The following is a 22,935-nucleotide window of genomic DNA, read 5'->3' as shown; positions in this document are numbered from 1 at the left end:
TCTGTTGTGGTTAAAATGTTTTAGTAAGTTTTACAAAATCAGAACCTTACGCTCTGAATCCTTCCGTTACGTCCCTTCGCCGGCATTACCCGGTGCAGGTTCAATGGGTATAATCTCAGCCCGTTATATTGAGGCACCCCTTAGTAAGATTAGCGGTGCAAAAGTAATGCTTTTTTGTTGTCATGCTAACGAAATGGCGATCTGACAAGAATATTTGAACCATATGAACTTTCTTTTTAATTTAAATGTATATACATTAAATGTCGATACATTTAAAACAAATTTGACTATTATTGCTCTCATAAACTGACTTTATCTATGGAAACGCTCGTCAATGGATTACACCACGTTACGGCTCTGGCCGGTGATGCCCAAAGCAATGTCGATTTTTATACGCACATTCTGGGATTACGATTGGTCAAAAAAACCATCAATTTCGATGCGCCGGATGTTTATCACCTGTATTACGGGGACGAGACCGGGTCGCCGGGCAGTATTCTGACGTTCTTTCCGTACGGCAAAGGCATTCCACGGGGCCGGAAGGGTGGGGGACAACTGACCTACACGGCTTTTTCCGTTCCAACAGCTTCTTTGAATTTCTGGACCAACCGGCTGCACGAATTCAACATTCCTTTTTCGGGGCCGTACCAACGATTTAATGAAACCTATTTGCGGTTTGAAGATTTCGACGGCATGGGCATCGAGCTGGTGGCTCACGATAACGACCAACGGCCCGGCTGGTCGAACGGTTTTATTCCCGTCGAACACGCGATCAGGGGCTTTCATACCGTTACCTTAAACGAATTTAAAGTCGACGATACGGTAAAATTATTAACCGAATCGCTTGGTCACACGTTGGTATCTGAAGAGGCCGGTTTGTTCCGGTTTCAGGCGGGCATAGGCGGCTCGGGCAATTACGTGGACGTGAAACATTCGCCCAACGACGTTCGGGCGCACCAGGGCAATGGTTCGGTGCACCACGTTGCCTTCTCGACCGACAGCGATGAATCGCAGATCGTGTTGCAACAGCAACTGCTGGAAGCCGGTTATCAGGTTACTCCCGTTCAGGATCGGAACTATTTCCACAGCATTTATTTCCGCGAACCGGGCGGTATTTTGTTCGAAGTGGCCACCAATCCTCCGGGGTTTGCGGTCGATGAACCGGTTGCTGAATTGGGGAAAACGCTTAAATTGCCCGAGTGGTACGAACCTCGTCGCGCGAAAATCGAAGCGGCTTTACCGAAAATTGAAGTGAAATAAATAGCAGGGGGCATAGGGGTTGGGGCATGGGGTGGCTGACGCATTCTACTTTTGCAAAGCACCCTATGCCCTTCGCCCCAGGCCCTCTGCCCCCTAAACGATGATACACGATCCCAACAACTTTCTTACGGCCGGACAACCACTGGAAAAAGCGTCCAAAGTCATGGTCATGGTGCACGGTCGGGGGGCTTCCGCCCGGGATATTCTGTCGCTGTCCGAGTACATTACCGACAAAGACTTTGCTTTCGTTGCCCCGCAGGCCAGCCAGGGCACCTGGTATCCGTATTCGTTCCTGAGCCCGCTGGAGCAGAACGAACCGTATTTGTCGTCGGCCTTACAGGTATTGACCAGCCTGCGCGCCCGGCTGCAATCGGATTACAACTTCAAAACGCCCCAGATTTTCTGGCTCGGTTTTTCGCAGGGGGCCTGTCTGGCGCTGGAATTTGTTGCTCGTCATGCGATGCCCTACGGCGGTGTTTTCGGGCTGAGTGGCGGTTTGATCGGCCCGCCGGGTACACCCCGGCTGTATGAAGGCGAACTGGACGAAACTCCGGTTTTTCTGGGGTGCAGTGATATCGATCCACACATTCCGAAAGACCGGGTGATCGAGTCGGAAGGGGTGTTCCGGGCAATGGGTGCGGAAGTGAAAATGAAATTATATCCAAATTTTCCGCATTCGGTCAACGAAGATGAGTTAAAGATTGTTAACCAGTTAATTGCCGGTTCGCCGACCTCCGGCGCGCCCATTCGTGAGTTGTACACTTAAACCTACCACGTCCGATGAGTCAGTTTATGGTAGAAATCAATCTCCCGGCCGAAATGACCGAGGAATTTACGGTAAAAATTCCGCACCAGCGTTTGAAAGTCAATGAGCTGATGGAAAGTGGCAAGCTGCTGACTTATGCTTTATCCTTCGATCGCCAGAAGCTGTGGTGCGTCGTCAAGGCCCAGACGGAATTTGAAGCGATGGAAATTATTTCGGAGTTTCCGTTGATCAACTTCATGGACCCGACCATTACGGAACTGATGTTCAATAATATCGTTTCGTTACGAATGCCCTTGTTTTCGTTGAATTAACTACTTTTGCCGGGTTATTTTTCCCGTTTTACATGGCCAATTTTCGATTCGTTTCCTCGGATTCAGACCTGAAACCGTACGCTGATTTTCGGCTGGCCCGGATCGACGGTCAGCAGGCCAAAACTCTGAAGCAGTTTTACGAGCAGATTGCCCGCGAACTCCGGTTTCCCGACGAGTTTGAATTCGGCCTGGAATCGCTCGACGACGCCCTGAACGATCTGGATTGGCTGGAGGAGGATAAAATTGCGGTTTACATTACGGATACGGACGCTTTTTTGTCGCAGGAGAAAAGTGACGCCAAGAAAGTTGACGTTTTAAATATTCTGGACGCGGCTGCCGAAGACTGGAAGTGGGTCGATGAGGAGGAAGAGGGCGTTGCGTCCCGGCAGCTGGTGATTCTGTTTCAACCCAGTGATTCGTTGGTTGCTCTCTTCGAGAAAGAGGATTTTGCGTACGATCGCGCCGTTTAATTTTGCAACAAAAACCGCCTATCCACGGTTAATTGGATGCTTTTGCCGCATGGAGATTTTCGTCCCTGCGGCTTTTGGTATTTTATATTTTCTATGAAAGTAGCCGATTTAATTACGCTTTATACCGAAGATAGTTTCATCAAAATTATTGGTGAACAATTCCGTCAGCCATCTACCACCGAACCAGCCCGAATTCAACTAAAAGGCATTATCGGGAGCCTGGATGCCGTGCTGGCTGCGTCTGTTTACCGCATGAATCCCTCCACATTTTTGTTCGTTTTAAGCGACCGGGAAGAAGCTTCTTATTTCTACAATGATTTGCAGAATCTGCTGGAGAAAGAGGTGCTGTTTTTCCCGATGTCATACAAAAAACCGTATCAATACGAAGAGATTGAAAATGCAAACGTATTGATGCGGGCCGAAGTCCTGAATAAACTCAATCTCGATTCGCAGGAACCGGTTTTGGTGGTGACCTATCCAGAGGCTCTGTCGGAAAAAGTGATCAACAAACGGTCGTTGCGGGCCAATACGCTGTCCGTCAAAACCGGGGACAAGCTGGACGCCAATTTCATCAATGAACTGCTCAATAGTTACGATTTCGAGAAAACCGATTTTGTGTACGAAGCCGGTCAGTTTTCAATTCGCGGGGGGATTATCGACGTTTTTTCGTTTGCCAGTGAGTTTCCATACCGCATCGAACTGTTCGGCGACGAAATTGAAAGCATCCGGTTGTTCAACCCCGAAAGCCAGCTTTCCACCGATCCGGTCGATCAGATCAGCATCATTCCCAACATTGAAAACAAGCTGATTCACGAAACGCGCGAACCGTTTCTGGAATTTCTCCCAAATACGGCCACGATCTGGTTTAAAGACGTGGAACTGACGCTCGAAATTATCGACAAAAATTTCGAGAAAGCCGAGCAAAGCCTGGCTAGCCTGATCGGCGGCAAAGGCGGCATTCAGGTGGTTTCGGACCCGAACGTGCTGTTCGAAACCCGCCGGGGTTTGCTCAACCAGATCAAAACCTTCCGGACGGTGGAATTTGGCCGCCGGTTTTATTTTAAAAGCAAGGGGCAGAGGGCAGAGGGCAGGGAGCTTGCCGATGAGCAAGATGGTTTACCCTCTGCCCAACGCCCTCTGCTATATAGTTCTAAGGCGCAGCCGTCGTTTAATAAGGATTTCAAGCGGCTGGTCGACAATCTGGCGGATAATCAGTCGAGAGGCTACACCAATATCATCGCGGCCGAGTCCTACAAGCAACAGGAACGACTGAAAACCATTTTCGAAGAACTTGATCCGTTTCTCAAATTTCAGTCGCTGGGCATTTCGCTGAAAGAAGGATTCATCGATGAACAAACGAAAGTGGTTTGTTACACGGATCATCAGATTTTCGACCGCTATTACAAATACCGCGTCCGCGATAAATTCTCCAAGTCGAAAGCCCTGACCCTGCGGGAGTTAAAAACACTTCAGGCGGGCGATTACGTGACGCACGTCGATTACGGCATCGGGCGGTTTGCGGGTCTTGAAAAAGTGGACGTGGGCGGGCGCGAGCAGGAAGCGATTCGGCTGATTTACCGCGACAACGACATTCTGCTGGTCAGCATTCACAGTTTGCACAAAATTGCGAAATACACCGGCAAAGAAGGTACTCCGCCGGTCATGAGCAAGCTCGGTTCGCAGGAATGGGAGCTGAAAAAATCGCGCGTTAAAAAGCAGGTTAAAGACATTGCGAAAGAATTGATTTCGCTCTACGCCAAACGGCGGCAGGCGCCCGGTTTTGCGTTTTCGCCCGACAGCTTTCTTCAGGCCGAACTCGAATCGTCGTTTATCTACGAAGACACGCCCGATCAGGCCAAGGCAACGTCGGACGTCAAAGCAGATATGGAACAATCGCACCCGATGGACCGGCTGGTCTGCGGGGATGTCGGTTTTGGGAAGACCGAGGTGGCCATTCGGGCGGCTTTTAAAGCCGTGACGGACAATAAGCAGGTGGCGGTTTTGGTGCCAACCACGATTCTGGCCATGCAGCACCACAATACATTTAAGGAACGACTGGCCAATTTTCCGGTGAAAATTGAATATATCAACCGGTTTCGGACTGCGGCTCAGATCAAGGAAACGCTGAAGCGTGTGGCTTCCGGCGAAACCGGAATTCTGATCGGCACGCACCGGATTGTAAACAAAGACATCAAATTCAAGGATTTAGGGTTGCTCATCGTCGACGAGGAACAGAAATTTGGCGTCAAAACGAAGGACCGGTTAAAAGAAATGCGGGTGGATGTCGATGTGCTGACCCTCACGGCAACGCCTATTCCGCGGACGCTGCACTTCTCGCTCATGGGTGCGCGCGACCTTTCCGTCATCGCAACACCGCCAGCCAACCGCCAGCCGGTGACGACGGAAGTGCATACGTTCAGCGAAACCGTGATTCGCGATGCGGTTAGTTACGAAGTCCGGCGGGGTGGACAGGTGTTTTTTGTGCACAACCGCGTCAGCGACATTGAGTCAATTGCCAATTTGATTATGCGCCTAGTGCCCGACGCCCGCGTGTCGGTGGCCCACGGCCAGATGGAAGGCGATCGCCTGGAGCGGGTTATGACCCGGTTTATCGAAGGCGAATCGGACGTGCTGGTTTCGACCAACATCATCGAATCCGGTCTGGATATTCCGAACGCCAACACGATTATCATTAATCAGGCTCACATGTTCGGTTTGTCGGATCTGCACCAGATGCGCGGTCGGGTTGGGCGATCCAACAAGAAGGCCTTCTGTTATCTGATGACGCCACCGGTATCGGTCATTACGTCCGACGCGCGCAAACGGCTGCAAACGCTCGAGGATTTTTCGGAACTTGGCGAAGGCTTCAAGATTGCAATGCGCGACCTCGATATCCGGGGCGCCGGGAATTTGTTAGGAGCCGAGCAGAGCGGTTTTGTCAATGACCTCGGTTTTGAAATGTACCACAAGATTCTGGACGAAGCCGTTCAGGAGCTGAAAGAAACGGAGTTTAAAAACCTCTTCATGCCGAATGAGGATAGCCTGAAAACGCTGCTGCCTGATACGCTAATTGAGACGGATTTGCAGGTGTTGATTCCTGAAAAATACGTAGCCAATATATCGGAGCGTTTGTCGTTGTATAATCAGCTGGATAACATCCAAAATCAGAAGGAATTAACGAGTTTTCAACATTCGATTATCGATCGGTTTGGCCCGATGCCGGAAGAAGTTGAAAATCTCATCAAATTAGTGACCGTTCGCTGGAAAGCAGAGCGTTTACAGCTTGAAAAATTGACGCTGAAGAATAATATCATGAAGGGAACCTTCGTTTCTTCTGGGAATGACGTTTTCTTCAACTCCGGGCAGTTTGGCAAAGTAATTGATTACGTCAAGAAAAATTCGGCAACCTGCTCATTAAAAGACCTTAAAGGAAAACTGATTTTTACGCAACGAGACGTAAATACAGTCGATCAGATGGACGATGTGTTGAGTCAGATGGTGGAATAATAACCGGAATTGCGTTTCTGGTTGTTCGTAATCGTGAAAGTTTGCCTGACATACTGTAATTTTGAACTTCTATTAGTTACCTAATCACAATGAATCGAAAACAACCGTTACGGTCGATGGTCTACCTGCTGGCGTTTGCCGCAGTTTTAGGCGCGTGTAAGCCCAAGCACCCAACCAGCGTGAAGCCGGGAAAAGAGAGTACGGCCACCGGTATTAATTACAACAAGGAGAATGGATTTCAGGTAGCGAAGTACAGAGGTCAGTCGGCTGGTCCGAACCTGGTGTTCATCGAAGGCGGTCGTTTCACGATGGGTGCACTTGAAGAAGATGTCATGAACTCGCGTGACAACCGGGAGCGTACCGTCAGTATTCAGTCGTTCTACATGGACGAAACGGAAATTGCCAACATTCACTACCTGGAATACCTCGACGCGATTCAGCGCGATTCATCGGAAGAAATTTACACCCGCGCGTTGCCCGACACGAACGTTTGGAAAAACCCGCTGTCGTATAACGACCCCTACGTAACGCAATACCTCCGTTTCCCCGGTTTCCGGTATTACCCGGTTGTTGGGGTGTCATGGGAGCAGGCCGTGGATTATTCAACCTGGCGGACTGATGCGGTTAATGCAAACCTGGCTTCGAAAGGCAGCTCATCCGGCAAGAAAAAAGGTTTCTCCCTGAAACGGAAGAAAAAAGAAGAAGCCGCTCCGGTTGCTGAACAGGCCGTAGCCAAAAATTCGCAAACCACAGCGTCAATGGAAAGCGGTAACGTGTTGCCGAATTACCGTCTGCCGTCGGAAGCCGAATGGGAATATGCTTCAAAAGCGATGATCGGTACGCAATATATCGACGAAAACCAGTCGAATCAGCGGATTTATCCCTGGGATGGTTCGTCGGTCCGGAACGCCAAGAAAGGCCGCAAGCAAGGCCAGATGCTGGCGAACTTCAAACGCGGTCGTGGTGACTACGCCGGTATTGCCGGAAAATCGAACGATGCTGCCATCATTACGGCTGAGATTTACACGTATCCGCCAAACGACTTCGGCTTGTATAATATGGCCGGTAACGTGAACGAGTGGGTTTATGACGTTTACCGTCCGTTGTCGTATCAGGACATGAATGATCTGAACCCGCTGCGTCGGGACGGTTATCAGGATGAAGAAAAAAATTACGATACTAAAAATGGTAACTCAATCATTAACGATAAATTACGGGTTTACAAAGGTGGCTCGTGGGCTGATGTAGCCTACTGGCTGGCTCCGGGAACCCGCCGGTTTTTAGCACAGGATTCGGCAACCGCAACGATTGGTTTCCGTTGTGCGATGATTGCCGGAGGACGGAACAAATAAGACACTCCTTCCTAAACCCTTCAGCGGCCACTCGACTACCGGGTGGCCGCTACTGTTATAATCCCGACCGAACGGCTGTTTGCGGCCAGTAAAGCCGCTGTACAGGCCTCCAAAGTTGCTCCGGTAGTCAGAACGTCATCTACCAGTAATATCCGCTTATTTGCCACTAAATCAGGGTTTTTCACGCTGAACACATGGCTGACGTTCTGCCAGCGCCCGATCCGGTCTTTTCCGGTCTGACTGATTGTATATTGATTTCGGACGAGCGCCTGATCGCTCCACGGTATTTCCAGACTTTCCGACAAGCCCTGGGCAAACCAGTCGCTCTGGTTGTAGCCCCGCTGCCGCAGTTTTGCCGAATGCAGGGGAACGCCCACAATCAGGTCGATTTGCTCGTGTAACCGGATATCGTTCTTCAACTGAAAACCGTACCAGCGTCCCAGCAAACTGCCGACTTCTTTGCAGTCGCGGTATTTCAAGGCGTGAATCAGTTTCTGCGTTTTTCCCTTTTTGGTAAAATACAGATAAGCGTACACAAACTCCACCGGAATTTTTCCGGCAAACTTAGCCTGTCCTGACACCAGCGCTTCACCCCGGTGTTGACCGGTTTCGGGTAACTGAAACCGGCAAGCGGTACAGACCAGTTCTTCCTGGCTTTGCAGCGTATTCTGACACAGCAAACACGGGTTTGGATAGAACAGGTTTAACAGCTCCTGAAAGCCGTCTACAATTAGTTTTCCAATGATTTTCACGAACTTAATCAGGCAAAAAAGTTTTAATGCAACAAACCGGTTTTTGCGGTCCTCTTTTGTTCTGTACTATGTGACGAATGAGGTCGTAAAAAGTCATAAAAACGAGATAAAAAACGCACAATAAGTAAAAAGTATGATCACTCAGGAAATTGAACAGGAATGGGAGCAGGTGCTGGATTATCTGGAAAAAACCGTCGGCAAGCGCCCGGCGGATCTGAATAGCGTCTTGTTTTTGATTGGTGTGCAGGAATTGGGTCGTGGAACTCAGGTTTTCACGAAAGAGCAAAAGCAGGATCTAATGCACATCGCCATTTGCAAAGTCCTGAGCCTGTCGGGCTATTACGAGTTGGTTGGCACCGATCAGGATGGCTGGCCACACTGGAAGCTGGTTCAGAAACTTCCGTACATTGACTTATTGACGCAGGAAAATTTTCTGAAACTCCACGTCATTACGTACTTCAATGAATACCTCGACGAACCCGAAAACGCAGGTGACGGGCCATCGGATAAAATTGTCTAACGATCTTTTTCGTTATCAGAAGGATGTTAGTGATCAATTGATTATCTTCATTTACAAGATACCCGAAGTGTATTTAATGAAGCAGTATTAACCCTTTTCGAACTGACCGATGCAGATGCAAGACTCAATTCAAACGCTGCTGCTGCGTATTGAAGAATACCGAAAGAAATTTTATATCAATCAGGTTGCCAAAGGCGCCATTTTTTTCATTGCTTTTTCGTTATCGGTCTATTTGCTGATGAACACGGCTGAATTTTTCGGCCGGTTTAGTTCACCCGTCCGAGGCATTCTGTTCTTTGGTTCCTTAGCGGTTATGCTGACGGCGCTGTACTACTGGGTGATCAACCCGCTGGTGCATTTGTACGGCATTGGAAAATCGCTGACCAACGAAGAAGCCGCGCAACAGATCGGGCGGTTTTTCCCGGAAGTAGGGGATAAGCTGCTGAACACGCTGCAACTCCGCGCCCTGACCCGCCAGCAGAGCGACCTGCTCGAAGCCAGCATTAACCAGCGGTCTAAACAATTGCTGATTGTGCGGTTTGCCGATGCCATTCAAATCAATCAGAACCGCCGGTTTGTGAAATACGCCATCATCCCGGCGTTTATTATTGGCGGTTTGCTGTTGCTGTATCCGGCATTTCTGACCAGCACCTCGAAACGCATCATCAGTTACGATCAGGAGTTTGCGGAAGAAGCGCCGTTTCAGTTTCAATTGCGGAATAAGAATCTCAAAGCCTTCCGGAACGAGGACTATACGCTGGAACTCGAACTGAAAGGAAATACACTGCCGCAGGATGTTTACCTGGTTTCCAATCAGACGCGCTTTAAGCTCAACAACGACGGTAAGGGGCATTTTTCCTACACATTTGACAATGTTCAGCGGAACATTCCGTTTCGGTTTGAATCCGTCGGGTTTGCTTCACCGGGTTATGAGTTAGTCGTTCTGGATCGCCCGGGCCTACTCTCTTTTGACGTTAGCCTGGTTTATCCGGGGTATTTGAATAAACCGTCTGAGCAACTTTCGAACGTTGGCAACTTGCTGGTGCCGGAAGGCACGCAAGTCACCTGGCGGTTTTCGGCCGCCAATACGGATTCGGTTTTGATCCGGTTTGCGGGCGACCCGCGCGGTTTGATCGCCGATAAACAATCGTCGGACGAGTTCGAATTTTCGCGTGTCGTGAAAAAATCATCGACGTATTCGGTTTCGCTGAAGAATAAAGTGGCCGCCAGCCGCGATAATATTCAGTATACGCTGAATGTCGTTAACGACAAATTCCCGCAGGTTTCACTGGAAAACTTCAAGGACACGACGTTCTACAACTATGTAATGCTGGGTGGGACCATCACCGACGACTACGGTTTTTCCAATTTGAAAGTCCAGTACAAAGTGATTCGGGCGGGTCAGAACGCTCCCGATAAATTCTTAACCCGCGCCATTCCGTTCAACCGGTCGGCGGCTACGCAGAATTTTTATTATCAGTGGGGCCTCGACAGCCTGAAAATGCAGCCCGGCGACCGGCTGGAATACTTCGTTCAGGTTTGGGACAACGACGTGATTAACGGCTACAAAAGCGCTCGTTCCACCTTTGCTCAGTTTGCCGTTCCCGATCAGGCCAAGCTGGCCGAAGAGGCTGAACGCTCCTCTCAGCAAACTGAGAACCAGATTAGTAAAACGCTGACGAAAGCCCAGCAACTGAAAAAGAATCTGAACACGCTGGAAAACCGCCTTCAGACGAAAAAGAATCTGGATTTTCAGGATAAGAAACAGGCAGAAGACTTGCTGAAAAAGCGGGAGGAATTGATGCAGGAACTGAAAGAACTGCAGGAGCAAAACAAAACCAGCAACGAACGTCAGCAGCGGTTTAATAATCAGAATCCGGAAATGCTTCAGAAATTCGAGCAGCTGCAAAAGCTCATGAATGAACTGATGGACCCCGAAACGCAGAAGCTCTACGAGGAACTGAAAAAAATGCTGGAGCAGAAGCAGGACGACAAAATGATCGATATGCTCGATCGGCTGAAGAACAAAGAGAAAAATCTGGAGAAGGAATTGGAGCGGGCATTGGAGCTTTTCAAGCAACTTCAGATGGAACAGAAGATGGAAAACGCCATCAAAGACCTCGAAAAGCAGGCCGAAAAGCAGGAGAAATTAGCGAGCGAAACCGAGAAGCTGGAAGCTCAAAAAGATAAGAACGATAAGGCGCAGCCGAAAAAAGACGATGCCAAATCCAAAAAGGATGAAGATGCAAAGTCGAAAAAAGACGAGAACGCTCAGTCGAAAAAGGATGAAAATCAGCAGTCCAAAAAGGACGAAAATGGCGATAAGAAGGATCAAAACGGCGATTCGAAAAAGGACGATAACGCCAAAAAGGACGAGAATTCGGAGTTGAGCAAAAAACAGGAAGAACTCAATAAGGAATTTGAAAAGACTCGGGAAGATCTGAAGGATATTGAAAAGATGGCCGAGGAGATGAAGAATGCGGAAAAACAGGATACGCACGAAGATCTTCAGCAGGAAATCAGTAATGAGCAACAGGAAAGCCAGAAGCAACTGGATCAGAAACAGAACGACAAAGCATCGAAATCCCAGAAGAATGCGGCCAAGCAAATGAAGAAGTTGAGCGAGCAGCTGGAGCAGCAGATGCAGTCGGCGGAGATGGAAGAGTCGCAGGAAAACATGGATGATCTGCGTGACATTCTTGAAAATCTGATACAACTTTCATTCGATCAGGAACGCGTTATGAAAGATTTCAAGGCAGTTTCGTTGCAGGATCCGCGTTTTGTAAAGCTCGCTCAGGATCAATTGAAGCTGCAGGATGACGCTAAAATTATCGAAGATAGTCTTTATGCGCTGGCCAATCGGGTGCTCCAGATTCAGACGTTTGTGACTCGTGAGCTCAACAACATGAAGGGTTACATGGATGAGAGCGTCAAATATATCCGCGAACGTCGATTAAATGTTGCTACATCGAAGCAGCAATTTGCCATGACATCTATCAATAATTTGGCCCTGATGTTGAGCGATGTGTTCAAGCAAATGCAGGAGCAACAGATGAGTCAGATGTCGGCTTCGGGCAAAGGTAGTAAGGGTAAGAAGAAGGGGAAAGGCAAGGCTATGTCGATGGGAGAGATGCAGAAGCAGTTGAACGAGCGCATGCAGAAACTCATGAAAGAAGGGCAGGGCGGCAAAGGCGGACGCGGTATGTCGGAAGAACTTTCCCGACTGGCGGCTGAGCAAGCTATGATGCGCCGGATGCTGAAAGAACTTCAGGATGCTCAAAAAGGCACTGAATTGGGCAAAAAATTGGGTGGTGAAATGAATGACATCATGAATAAAATGGATGAGACCGAAACGGATCTTGTCAACAAACGCGTCACCCAGAATACTATTAAACGCCAGCAGGAAATGTTAATTCGCTTGCTGGAATCGGAAAAAGCCATTAAAGAGCAGGAAGAAGATTTGCAGCGGAAAGCGGAACAGGCAAAACCGGTTATGCGAAAACCGCCACCACAATACGAACAATTGGTAAAGGACAAGCAAAAACAAGTTGAATTGTTGCGATCCGTTCCGCCCGATTTTTCACCTTTTTACAAACGCGAAGTTGATTCGTATCTCAAAAAGTTAAAGTAAGTTAAGGGGCTCCGGCCCCTTTTTTATTTTGAATCTTTTCGTTCGTTGCTGCGTTGATTTTAACAATTCTCATCTTTTGCTCGTATTTTATTTTCTATTTTTGTATTTGCGTTTTTTTGTTGCGCACTGTGAAATGTTTCCACGTGGAACATTTTTTCAAACTTTGTAAAATTTCACGCTTTATGTTTAATAAGTATGATGTCATCGTAGTTGGTGCGGGACATGCCGGTTGCGAAGCGGCTACAGCTGCGGCCACAATGGGCTCGTCAGTTTTACTGATTACAATGAACATGCAGACTATTGCTCAAATGTCGTGCAACCCGGCAATGGGTGGTGTGGCCAAAGGGCAAATCGTTCGGGAAATTGACGCCCTCGGTGGACAATCCGGAATCATCAGCGATAAATCAATGATTCAGTTTCGGATGCTCAACCGGTCAAAAGGTCCGGCTATGTGGAGTCCGCGTTGCCAAAGTGACCGGATGTTGTTCGCGGCTGAGTGGCGCAAAACGCTGGAAGAAACACCAAATCTGGATTTCTGGCAGGATATGGTCACCGAAATCACGGTAAAAAACCAACGGGTAACCGGCGTGAAAACCAGCATGGGGATGGAAATTCAGGCCGATTCCGTTGTACTTACAAACGGAACTTTCCTGAATGGAAAAATCTACATTGGCGAAAAAACTTTCGGAGGAGGCAGAACCGCCGAGCGCTCAGCCAGCGGTTTAACCGAGCAGTTGGTACAGCTCGGATTCGAATCCGGGCGTATGAAAACCGGTACTCCGCCCCGGGTGGATGGACGAAGTTTGAACTACAATTTAATGGAAGAACAGCCCGGTGATGAGAATCCCGGCAAGTTTTCCTACCTCAACACCCCGGCATTAACCAAGCAACGGCACTGCTGGATTACCTACACAAACCCGGAAGTTCACGAAATTCTGAAAACCGGTTTTGAACGTTCACCCATGTTTACAGGCCGTATCAAGGGTTTGGGGCCCCGGTACTGCCCGTCGGTAGAGGATAAAATAAATCGTTTCGCGGACAAAGACCGGCACCAGATTTTTGTAGAACCGGAAGGCTGGGACACCGTCGAGGTTTATGTGAACGGTTTTTCAACCTCATTGCCAGAAGATGTGCAGATCAAAGCCCTGCGGAAAATACCCGGTTTTGAAAATGCCAAGATGTTTCGCCCGGGCTATGCGGTGGAATACGACTACTTTCCGCCGACGCAATTGAAGCAAACGCTGGAGACCCAGTTGATCGGCGGGCTATTTTTTGCCGGTCAAATCAACGGAACAACCGGCTACGAAGAGGCCGCTTGTCAGGGTTTGATCGCCGGAATAAACGCCCATAATTCGGCAAAGGAATTGGGAGAGTTTACCCTGAAACGCTCGGAAGCGTACATTGGTGTGCTGATCGATGACCTGATTACGAAAGGCACTGAGGAACCTTACCGTATGTTTACGTCCCGCGCGGAGTACCGAACCATCCTCCGCCAGGATAATGCGGACCTCCGATTAACCGAAAAAGGCTACGAAATCGGGCTGGCAACGCAGGAGCGGTATGATTTGATGCAGGCTAAAAAAGCAAACGTAGCGGCTATTCTGGAGGAGATGAAGCAGATGCGCGTGCAGCCGGAGACCATCAATACGGTTTTAGATTCACTGGGCAGCGCGCAGATTCGGGAGAAAACCTCGCCATATTCATTGCTACGGCGCCCGGAAATTAACCACAAGGAACTCATCTCCCTGAGCGAAAATGTCGCTGATTACCTACATGCGTTCAACGAAGAAACCATCGAGGAAGCGGTTATCCTGGTAAAATATGAGAGCTACATTGAGAAGGAAAGGCTGATGGTTGAGAAAACCGAAAAGCTCGAAACGCTGCTGATCCGACCGGATTTTGACTTCGACCGGTTGTCGGCTTTATCGTTCGAAGGACGTGAAAAGTTAAAGCGAATCCGACCGCAAACCATTGGCCAGGCATCGCGCATTAGCGGTGTCAGTGCTTCAGACATTTCCATTTTGATGATTTATTTAGGGCGCTAGCATGACACTTGAACACCTTAGGGAGTGCCCGGTTTGTGGAAATCAGTCGTTTTCAAACTGGCTAACGTGTACCGATTTTCTGGTTTCGAAAAACGAATTTACTATTCAGAGTTGCGAGCAGTGCGGTTTTAAAGCGACGAATCCGCGTCCGGTGGAAGCGGAGATTGGGCGGTTTTATCAGTCCGAAGAGTACATTTCGCACAGCGATACGCGCAAGGGAATCATTAGTCAGCTGTACCATTCGGTCCGGAAAATTACAGTTCAGCAGAAAGTCAAACTGATCACCAGCCTGTCTCCACGAAAAGGTCAGCTACTGGATATTGGTTGCGGTTCCGGTTATTTTCTCTCGGCCAGTCAGGAAGCAGGTTGGAAAATAATGGGTACGGAACCTGATGCAAACACGCGTCAGCAGGCTTTTGAGCGAACTAAAGTACCGTTAAAAAAGTCAATTTTTGAACTGGAAGAGGAGCAGAAATACGATGTCATCACGATGTGGCACGTATTGGAACACGTGCACGAGTTGTCGGAAACACTGGAATGGATCCGAAACCACAGTCGGCAAAAAGGCTATCTGGTGATTGCTGTTCCAAACTATCAGTCGTGGGATGCGCAGCATTACAAGGCGTTCTGGGCCGCTTATGATGTGCCCCGGCACCTTTACCATTTTGCGCCAGACGTTATGAAAACGTTGTTGAAACGATACGGTTTTGAGTTGAAAGAACAGCGCCCGATGCTGTTCGATGCCTTTTATGTGAACATGCTCAGCACGAAAAACCGGGACGGAAAGCCCGCTTACCTTGAAAGTTTTTGGAATGGCATTCGTTCTAATTGGGCCGCTTATCAGAATGGAGGTAATTATTCAAGCTTGATTTACGTTGCTCAGGCTCAATAATCAATTAATTCTCACGCCCTGAATAGCCCACCTGTTCAGGGTTTTTTATGCCAACTAATGAAACAAGCACTCGCATTATTCGCCATCATTGCTGTTTTTCTGAATTCGTGTTCGCAATATGCCGCACCAATCGGAGGTAAAAAAGATACGCTGGCACCGGTTTTGGTGAAGAGTACGCCGATCAATAAACAGAAGAATTTCAATGAAAAATCGATCGAGCTCTTTTTCAACGAATACATTCGGGTTGAAAATGCCAACCAGAAAGTGCTTATCACGCCCGAACCGGAATCGCCTTTTAAACCCAAGATAAAGCCCACCAGCTTGCGCCTGGTTTTCGATAAACCGTTCAAGGAGAATACAACTTATACGTTCAATTTCACGGATGCCGTAAAAGACGTTACGGAGAACAACCCGGCCCTGAGTCTCAAACTGGTTTTCAGTACCGGCAGCACGATTGACTCGCTTAGGGTAGGAGGGAAGGTGACGGACATTCAAACCGGACAGCCTACTTTGAACACGCTGGTCGGCTTATACGTCGTGAACGACACACTGACGCCGACCAAAGTAAAACCATACTATTTCACGCGAACCGATACCTCCGGTGTGTTCTTATTGGAAAATGTGAAGGATGGGCGCTATAAGATCTTCGCATTTGATGATAAAAATTTAAATTATATTCTAAATCCGAATACCGAAAAAATGGCATTATTGAAGGGCGATCTTGATTTGAAAGCAAATAATGACACGATAAAATTGCAATTATTTTCGTTTTACAATACTCCTCCACGCTCCGTGAGGACGCAGCAGCTCGTCAATACGTATACATATGTCTTTGACAGAGGTATAGAAAGCTATAAAGTACAGTTTACAAATCCCCAGGACAGCCTCCCCTCGTATTTCAGAACGCCGACGGAACTCACTTTTTTTAATTCACGGGCGACAACGGATACGGTTCGATTAAAGATTACAGTGACGGATTCGTTGAAGAATAAAGCCGAGCTTACCCAGAAATTCAAGTTCCGAACCCCTACGCGCCGGGAAACATTGGAGCCGGTTACGATCACTGCCAAGCCCGCCGACAACGGCGACGTTGACCGGAAGATGGAGGTGGTGTTGCAATTTTCAAAACCGATGAAACACATCACCACCGATTCGCTCCGGCTTTTCAGCGACACGACCAACCGCATCCCGCTGGCTCCTGAAGACTATCGGTGGGAAGACAACCAAACCCGGTTCATCCTAACCAAAGTAACAACGGCTAAAAACAGCGTCGTACTTCGGTTGGGCAGAGGAGCATTTATTAGTGTCTTGAACGACTCGACGACGGCTGCGGAATTGAATTACTTCATCCGTGATCCCGAGAAGTACGGCGTGCTAACGGGGAAGATCAACACGACAGCCAAGCAGTTCATTATTGAATTATTGGATGAAAATTTCAAGCTCGTCGATAAGCAATCAAACAACCTGACCTACCGATTCGTTAACATAAAACCGGGTCGCTACCGGCTCCGTGTTATCATCGATGAAAATGGAAACGGACGGTGGGACAGTGGCGATCTGACCGAAAACCGCCTGCCCGAACCTATCTACTTCTTCACCCGAAACAAAGGCATCATACCCATTAAAGCCAACTTTGACATAACAGAAGATTTGGACGCCTTTTGAAAGGTCAATGTGAAATTAAAAAAACACAAATAATCAGTGGAAAAGTAAGTGGAAAACCCTGTGGATAGTGTGGAGAAAATGTGAAAGGGAACAAAAGTTGCTGTGGACAAACCGCATACCCATGTGGATAAGAAAATTGTCAGGTGTGGATAGTGTACAACTCCATTATTTTCCACAACTTATTCTACCATTCATTAACACGTGGAAATGTTTAAATTGTATCTTGTGGAAATGTGTCTGAATAGCCTTACTTTATCGGATTGCAAATGTGGATAAATTAAAATTATATTGATTTTCAATTAGTTATGTGTGGATAAACAAAATTTGGTTGTGGATAACTCAAAATACTTATCCACAGTATTGAAAATCAAATGTGCAAAAAGAACTTGTCCACATATCCACAGGCAACAACCTTTTAAACCCTTTATTTTTTAAATTAATAAAAAAGAAAAATGAAGAAGATAGCAGGAGTACTGATTATGCTGCTGGTAGTCGGCTTGGTTAGTGGGTTTGCCCAGGAAGGTCCGGATCTGGCCGATGAATATTTCAAAAAAGGAGAATTTGAAAAAGCATACACGATCTATCAGAAACTGATGAAAACCGGAGCCAGTAAACAGCTCATGAGTCAGTATGTGGAGAGTGCGGTAAAATTGAACAAAATCGCGGATGCGGAAAAAGTGATTCGGCGCCTGGTAAAATCGGACGACAAAAATCCGTATGTACTCCTGCAGGCCGGTATTCTGGAAGAAAGCCGGAATGACTCGGCTAAAGCGGACGTTTATTTTAACAAGGCTATATCGGTGGCCAGCAGCAATGTAAACGGCTTACCTGAACTGGCGCAGGACTTTGCCGAAAAACACAAAGCTACATGGGCCATTAAAGTGCTGAAAAAAGGCCGGGAACAAAGCCGGGAACCGCTGGCCTACGCCGGCGAACTGGCGCGTCTGTACGGCGCAGTGGGCCAGAAGGAGAATATGATCGACGAATTGCTGCATTGGGGACTGATACCGGGTAACCGGGACAACGTGCAGGCCATGTTGCAGGACAATCTGAAAGACGCCGATCAGAAAATGCTCGAGACGGTTTTGTACAAGAAAGTGCAGGAAAATCCGAACGAGATGTTTTACACCGAAATGCTGGTTTGGTATCTGACGCAGAAGAAGGACTTCTATAAAGCATTCATTCAGGAACGGGCCCTCGACAAACGCTTAAAATTGACCGGTGTACGCGTTTATGATCTGGGTGCGGTTGCACTCCAGAATAAAGATTATAAGAACGCAGCGGCCATGTTTGAGTACGTAGCGAAGGAATATCCACAGGGACAGCTCTACGCATTCGCCCGGCGGCTCGTCATCAAGGCGCGGGAAGAGCAGGTAAAGAACACCTATCCGGTGGATAATTCCGAAATCCGGAAGCTGATTGCCGATTACCAGAAGATGTTCCAGGAACTGGGCAAGAATAACCGCACGCTGGAAGCACTCCGCAGCACGGCCAATCTGTACGCTTTTTACCTGGACGAAAAAGATACGGCGATAACGATTCTGCAACTGGCCACCGAAATCAGCAAAAACGAAAAAGCGTTTATCGACCGCTGTAAGCTGGACATGGGCGATATTTATCTCTTGAAAGGTGAGCCCTGGGAAGCAACCTTGTTGTATTCGCAGGTTGAAAAATCGCAGAAAGAGGAATTGCTCGGTTATGAAGCCAAACTACGGAACGCCCGTTTACACTATTACAAAGGCGAATTTGAGCTGTCGAAAGAGGTATTGGATATTCTGAAACAGGCCACTAGTCGGGAAATTGCCAACGATGCCGGGGCGCTCAGTTTGCTCATTATGGACAATACCGGTATGGATTCGGACAGCAACGAAACCGCCATGAAGGAGTTCGCTTCGATTGAGTTAATGCTGTTCCAGAATAAAGTCGATTCGGCGGCTTTGGCGCTCTACGAAATGTACGCCAAATACAAAGATCACAGCCTGGCCGATAATATTTTGTGGCTGCGGGCGAACACGCTCATTAAGCAAAACAAGGTTGACGAAGCTTTGAAGGATTTGGAGCAGATTTCAGCCAAATACAGCGAAGATGTGCTGGGCGATGATGCGCTTTTTCTGACGGCAAAAACGTACGAGGAAAACAAACAGGATAAGCCCAGGGCGATGGAGCTTTACAACCAGCTTTTGCAGAAATACCCAGGCAGTATTTTCGGTGCAGAAGCCCGAAAGCGGTTTAGGGCCTTGCGGGGAGATACGATCAATTAATGAAAAAGTCCCACCAACTCGGCGGGACTTTTTCATTTTCAGGCTGTTTGCAGAAGGAATTCCTTGAATTCCGTGAAGTCGGCCTTCATCTTAAAACTGTGTTTCGGACGATTCATTAATTCTTCCAGCTCCGCCGGGATTTCCACCGGTTTGTGGATAACTGACTCAACGAGTTCTTTGAACTTCGCCGGATGCGCGGTGGCGAGTGATATTCCACACACATCCGGGTGGGATTGTTGATAATTCTTCAAACCTAAGTAGCCAACGGCCGTGTGCGGACACATGACATAATCAAATTGTTGATAAACAGCCGCCATCGCCTGTTTGGTTTGTTCATCATCAAAATAATAACCGCTCAGAATTTGCTTTAACGCTTCAAAATTGTCGTCAAACAGGTGAGTTAATCGCACGAAATTGCTCGGCGCGCCAACGTCCATTGCGTTTGAAATGGTTTCTACCGACGGTTTCGGTTCATAAATTCCGGTTTCCAGGTACTTCGGGACCACGTAGTTCCGATTCGTTGACGCAATGAATTGTTGAACCGGCAATCCCATTTTATAAGCCAGCGCACCGGCACTCAGATTGCCGAAATTACCGCTTGGCGTCGAAAAAACCACCGGTTTTCCTAAATGCTTCACCTGACCGTAGGCCCGGGCGTAGTAGAAACTTTGCGGGATTAGCCGGAAAATATTGATTGAATTGGCCGAAGCCAAACTAAACTGCTGATTCAATTCGCTGTCGGTAAAAGCGGTTTTGACCAGCGCCTGACAATCGTCAAACGAACCATCTACTTCAATGGCCGTAATGTTCTGCCCGAGCGTCGTCAACTGTTTTTCCTGTAGCTCACTCACGCGACCGCTTGGATACAGGATCGTTACTTTAATACCGGGAACGCCCAAAAAGCCCATCGCCACGGCTCCGCCCGTATCGCCGGACGTGGCTACCAGAATGTGTACTTCCCGGTTCGATTTTTCCAGAAAATAGCCCATCATGGCCGCCATGTAGCGCGCACCAACGTCCTTAAAAGCCAGCGATGGACCGTGAAACAACTCCAGAACGTGCGTCTTTCCGTCTTCCAGCGTCACAACCGGCGTATCGAACGGAAAAGCGTGATGAACCAGTTCTTCCAGTTTATCGGATGGAATCGAATCCTTGAAAAGCGCCGAGCTGATCTGAAATCCGATATCCGACAGCGAGCCGCCCGAAATGGAATTAAAGAAATCTACGCCCATAAATGGGATCGTTTCCGGCATATACAGGCCCCGGTCTGCGGGCAAACTTCGGAGCAAAGCCTCTTCCATCGAAACCCGGACAGAAGGATTATTCGTACTGTAAAACTTCATGATAAAGAGCTGAAAAATTGCCGCAAGTTACGAAACCCCAAACCGTTAACCGAACAAAAGATTCGACAAATGCCAAAAACCGGTTCACAATGGATAAGGAACCTTAATCGTTTGCTTTCCATTATCTAATTTAGCAGGCTTCAAAAATCAACAAACGTATGTCAGTAGGCTTTTTTCAGGTACCAATTCCACAAAATGAGCCGGTTAAAGAATATCGTCCCGGTTCCGACGAGCGCGCAAAATTGAAAGCGGCACTGGCCGAAGCGTCTTCAAAAACCGTTGATATTCCCATGTATATCGGGGCAGACGAGGTGCGAACCGATGCTCAGAAAGAATTAGTAGCCCCCCATAACCGCCATCAGATTCTGGGTTATTTCCACGAAGGAGATCAATCCCACGTCGAGCAGGCCATTACGGCCGCTTTAAATGCGAAAGAACAATGGGCCAATCTATCCTGGGAACACCGCGCCAGCATTTTTCTAAAAGCCGCCGAGCTGCTGGCGGGCCCTTACCGCTATAAGATCAATGCCGCCACGATGCTGGGTCAGTCGAAAAATGCGTATCAGGCTGAAATCGATTCGGCTTGCGAACTAATTGACTTTCTGCGGTTTAATGTCCATTATGCGACGGAAATCTACAGCCAGCAGCCACGCTCATCGGCGGGTGTCTGGAACCGCTCGGAATACCGCCCGCTGGAAGGCTTCGTTTTCGCATTGACGCCCTTCAACTTTACGGCCATCGCCGGAAATTTGCCAACGGCACCCGCCATGATGGGAAACACCGTCGTTTGGAAACCGGCTTATCAGCAAATCTATTCGGCGCAGGTAATCATGGAAGTGCTGAAAGAAGCCGGATTGCCCGACGGAGTCATCAATTTGATTTACGTAGACGGTCCGCTGGCCGGCGAAGTCATTTTCAAACACCCGGATTTTGCGGGCATTCACTTCACGGGAAGTACCGGCGTTTTTCAACAAATCTGGAAAAAAATTGGCGAAAACATTCACCAGTACAAATCCTATCCGCGCGTCGTTGGCGAAACCGGTGGGAAGGATTTCGTATTGATCCACGAATCCGCCGATCCGAAAGCCGCAGCAACGGCGTTAGTCCGTGGAGCCTTCGAATATCAGGGACAGAAATGCTCCGCAGCATCCCGCGCCTACATTCCATCGACTCTTTGGGATCAGATTCGGGAATATATTGTAGCTGACTTACAGGCTATTAAAATGGGAAGTGTCGAAGACTTCGGGAATTTTGTAAACGCGGTTATTGACGAAAAAGCGTTTGACAAGATCAGCAAGTACATTGAAAATGCAAAAAATGACCCGACAGTTGAGGTGATCGCGGGCGGAAATGTGGATAAAACCAACGGTTTTTTTGTGGAACCAACGGTTTTGGTAGCCGCCAATCCGCTTTATGTAACCATGTGCGAGGAAATATTCGGCCCGGTTTTGACGGTTTACATTTATCATCCCGACAATTTCGAGCAAACCATTGAACTGGTAGATCAGACTTCGCCGTATGCCTTAACGGGCGCATTTTTCGCAAAAGACCGTTACGCCATTGAACTGGTGACCAAAAAACTGTCGAACGCGGCCGGAAATTTCTACATCAACGACAAGCCGACGGGAGCGGTGGTTGGCCAGCAACCTTTCGGCGGAGCCCGCGGGTCCGGGACTAATGATAAAGCCGGTTCGTTACTGAATTTATACCGCTGGGTTTCGGCCCGAACGATCAAAGAGACATTGGTGCCGCCAACCGATTTCCGGTATCCGTTTTTGGCAGGTGAATAAGGTTAAAATGCGTAATTAAGGAGATAGAATTGCATTGAAAAAAGAATGTTTCGGTAAATCAACTTTTTTCAAAAAAGGACTTGCGCTGAGCAAAACAAACCGCTATCTTTGCAGTCCCAAATAGATAATACGGCTGGACGGAAGCGTTCAGCAACAGTTTTCCAAGCGAGGAAAACACGTTCTTTGACAAGTTGACCAAGTAAGTAAGAAGTAAGGTTTCTGCGTAAAGTATAAGTACAAATCATTTACAATGGAGAGTTTGATCCTGGCTCAGGATGAACGCTAGCGGCAGGCCTAATACATGCAAGTCGAACGGATTCCTTCGGGGATTAGTGGCGTACGGGTGCGTAACGCGTAAACAATCTACCTC

At 48.1% G+C, this 22,935-nt stretch carries 15 protein-coding genes, 1 rRNA gene and 1 riboswitch; of the genes, 14 read left to right on the top strand and 2 right to left on the bottom strand.

Annotated elements, in window-relative coordinates:
• Positions 1–54: 54 nt before the first annotated feature.
• A riboswitch (TPP riboswitch) is annotated at positions 55–152 on the bottom strand.
• A 166-nt stretch (positions 153–318) separates the two neighbouring features.
• From GJJ30_RS07135 to GJJ30_RS07110, 6 genes are all read left to right on the top strand, one after another.
• Positions 319–1,260, top strand: coding sequence for a ring-cleaving dioxygenase (locus tag GJJ30_RS07135; protein ID WP_154174475.1), 942 nt, complete (start codon positions 319–321; stop codon positions 1,258–1,260).
• 100 nt (positions 1,261–1,360) lie between these two features.
• Positions 1,361–2,026 (top strand): alpha/beta hydrolase, encoded by a 666-nt coding sequence (locus tag GJJ30_RS07130; protein WP_154174474.1) that lies wholly within the window; start codon positions 1,361–1,363, stop codon positions 2,024–2,026.
• Between the two features lie 14 nt (positions 2,027–2,040).
• Positions 2,041–2,337: a muconolactone Delta-isomerase family protein gene (locus GJJ30_RS07125; RefSeq protein ID WP_154174473.1), complete on the top strand. Its 297-nt coding sequence runs from the start codon at positions 2,041–2,043 to the stop codon at positions 2,335–2,337.
• A gap of 32 nt (positions 2,338–2,369) precedes the next feature.
• Positions 2,370–2,807 carry a barstar family protein gene (locus GJJ30_RS07120; protein WP_154174472.1) on the top strand — a complete coding sequence of 146 codons (438 nt, stop codon included), beginning with the start codon at positions 2,370–2,372 and terminating at the stop codon, positions 2,805–2,807.
• A gap of 93 nt (positions 2,808–2,900) precedes the next feature.
• Positions 2,901–6,314, top strand: coding sequence for a transcription-repair coupling factor (gene mfd, locus GJJ30_RS07115; protein WP_154174471.1), 3,414 nt, complete (start codon positions 2,901–2,903; stop codon positions 6,312–6,314).
• An 89-nt stretch (positions 6,315–6,403) separates the two neighbouring features.
• Positions 6,404–7,666 (top strand): SUMF1/EgtB/PvdO family nonheme iron enzyme, encoded by a 1,263-nt coding sequence (locus GJJ30_RS07110; protein ID WP_154174470.1) that lies wholly within the window; start codon positions 6,404–6,406, stop codon positions 7,664–7,666.
• A gap of 35 nt (positions 7,667–7,701) precedes the next feature.
• Here the strand turns inward: GJJ30_RS07110 and GJJ30_RS07105 are convergent, their stop codons facing one another.
• Positions 7,702–8,418, bottom strand: coding sequence for a ComF family protein (locus GJJ30_RS07105; protein WP_310588209.1), 717 nt, complete (start codon positions 8,416–8,418; stop codon positions 7,702–7,704).
• Between the two features lie 133 nt (positions 8,419–8,551).
• Here GJJ30_RS07105 and GJJ30_RS07100 point away from each other — a divergent pair, with 133 nt between their 5' ends.
• The 6 genes from GJJ30_RS07100 (at position 8,552) to GJJ30_RS07075 (ending at position 19,432) form a co-directional block, all read left to right on the top strand.
• On the top strand, positions 8,552–8,938 hold the full coding sequence (locus tag GJJ30_RS07100; RefSeq protein ID WP_154174469.1) for a hypothetical protein: 387 nt from the start codon (positions 8,552–8,554) through the stop codon (positions 8,936–8,938).
• A 115-nt stretch (positions 8,939–9,053) separates the two neighbouring features.
• Entirely contained in the window at positions 9,054–12,569 is a 3,516-nt protein-coding gene (locus GJJ30_RS07095) for a DUF4175 family protein (protein WP_310588208.1), read from the top strand.
• A gap of 182 nt (positions 12,570–12,751) precedes the next feature.
• A complete protein-coding gene (mnmG, locus tag GJJ30_RS07090; protein ID WP_154174467.1) occupies positions 12,752–14,614 on the top strand; it encodes a tRNA uridine-5-carboxymethylaminomethyl(34) synthesis enzyme MnmG in 1,863 nt (620 codons plus the stop codon).
• 1 nt (position 14,615) lies between these two features.
• A complete protein-coding gene (locus GJJ30_RS07085) occupies positions 14,616–15,506 on the top strand; it encodes a class I SAM-dependent methyltransferase (RefSeq protein WP_154174466.1) in 891 nt (296 codons plus the stop codon).
• Between the two features lie 57 nt (positions 15,507–15,563).
• A complete protein-coding gene (locus tag GJJ30_RS07080; protein ID WP_154174465.1) occupies positions 15,564–17,171 on the top strand; it encodes an Ig-like domain-containing domain in 1,608 nt (535 codons plus the stop codon).
• A gap of 452 nt (positions 17,172–17,623) precedes the next feature.
• Positions 17,624–19,432 carry a tetratricopeptide repeat protein gene (locus tag GJJ30_RS07075; RefSeq protein ID WP_229313015.1) on the top strand — a complete coding sequence of 603 codons (1,809 nt, stop codon included), beginning with the start codon at positions 17,624–17,626 and terminating at the stop codon, positions 19,430–19,432.
• Between the two features lie 38 nt (positions 19,433–19,470).
• On the opposite strand, the gene thrC is transcribed toward GJJ30_RS07075, so the two are convergent.
• Positions 19,471–20,775, bottom strand: a complete 1,305-nt coding sequence (thrC, locus tag GJJ30_RS07070; protein ID WP_154174464.1) for a threonine synthase — start codon at positions 20,773–20,775, stop codon at positions 19,471–19,473.
• A 158-nt stretch (positions 20,776–20,933) separates the two neighbouring features.
• On the opposite strand from thrC, the gene pruA reads away from it, so the two are divergent.
• Complete coding sequence (gene pruA / locus GJJ30_RS07065) at positions 20,934–22,565, top strand: L-glutamate gamma-semialdehyde dehydrogenase (RefSeq protein WP_154174463.1); 1,632 nt, start codon at positions 20,934–20,936, stop codon at positions 22,563–22,565.
• A 247-nt stretch (positions 22,566–22,812) separates the two neighbouring features.
• Positions 22,813–22,935: ribosomal RNA gene (locus tag GJJ30_RS07060) — 16S ribosomal RNA — on the top strand; the annotation flags it as partial.

This window comes from Larkinella terrae (genome assembly GCF_009668025.1).
Classification (GTDB): Bacteria; Bacteroidota; Bacteroidia; order Cytophagales; family Spirosomataceae; genus Larkinella; species Larkinella terrae.
Note: the sequence above shows the minus strand (reverse complement) of the source record. Positions and strands in the feature narration are given on the sequence as shown.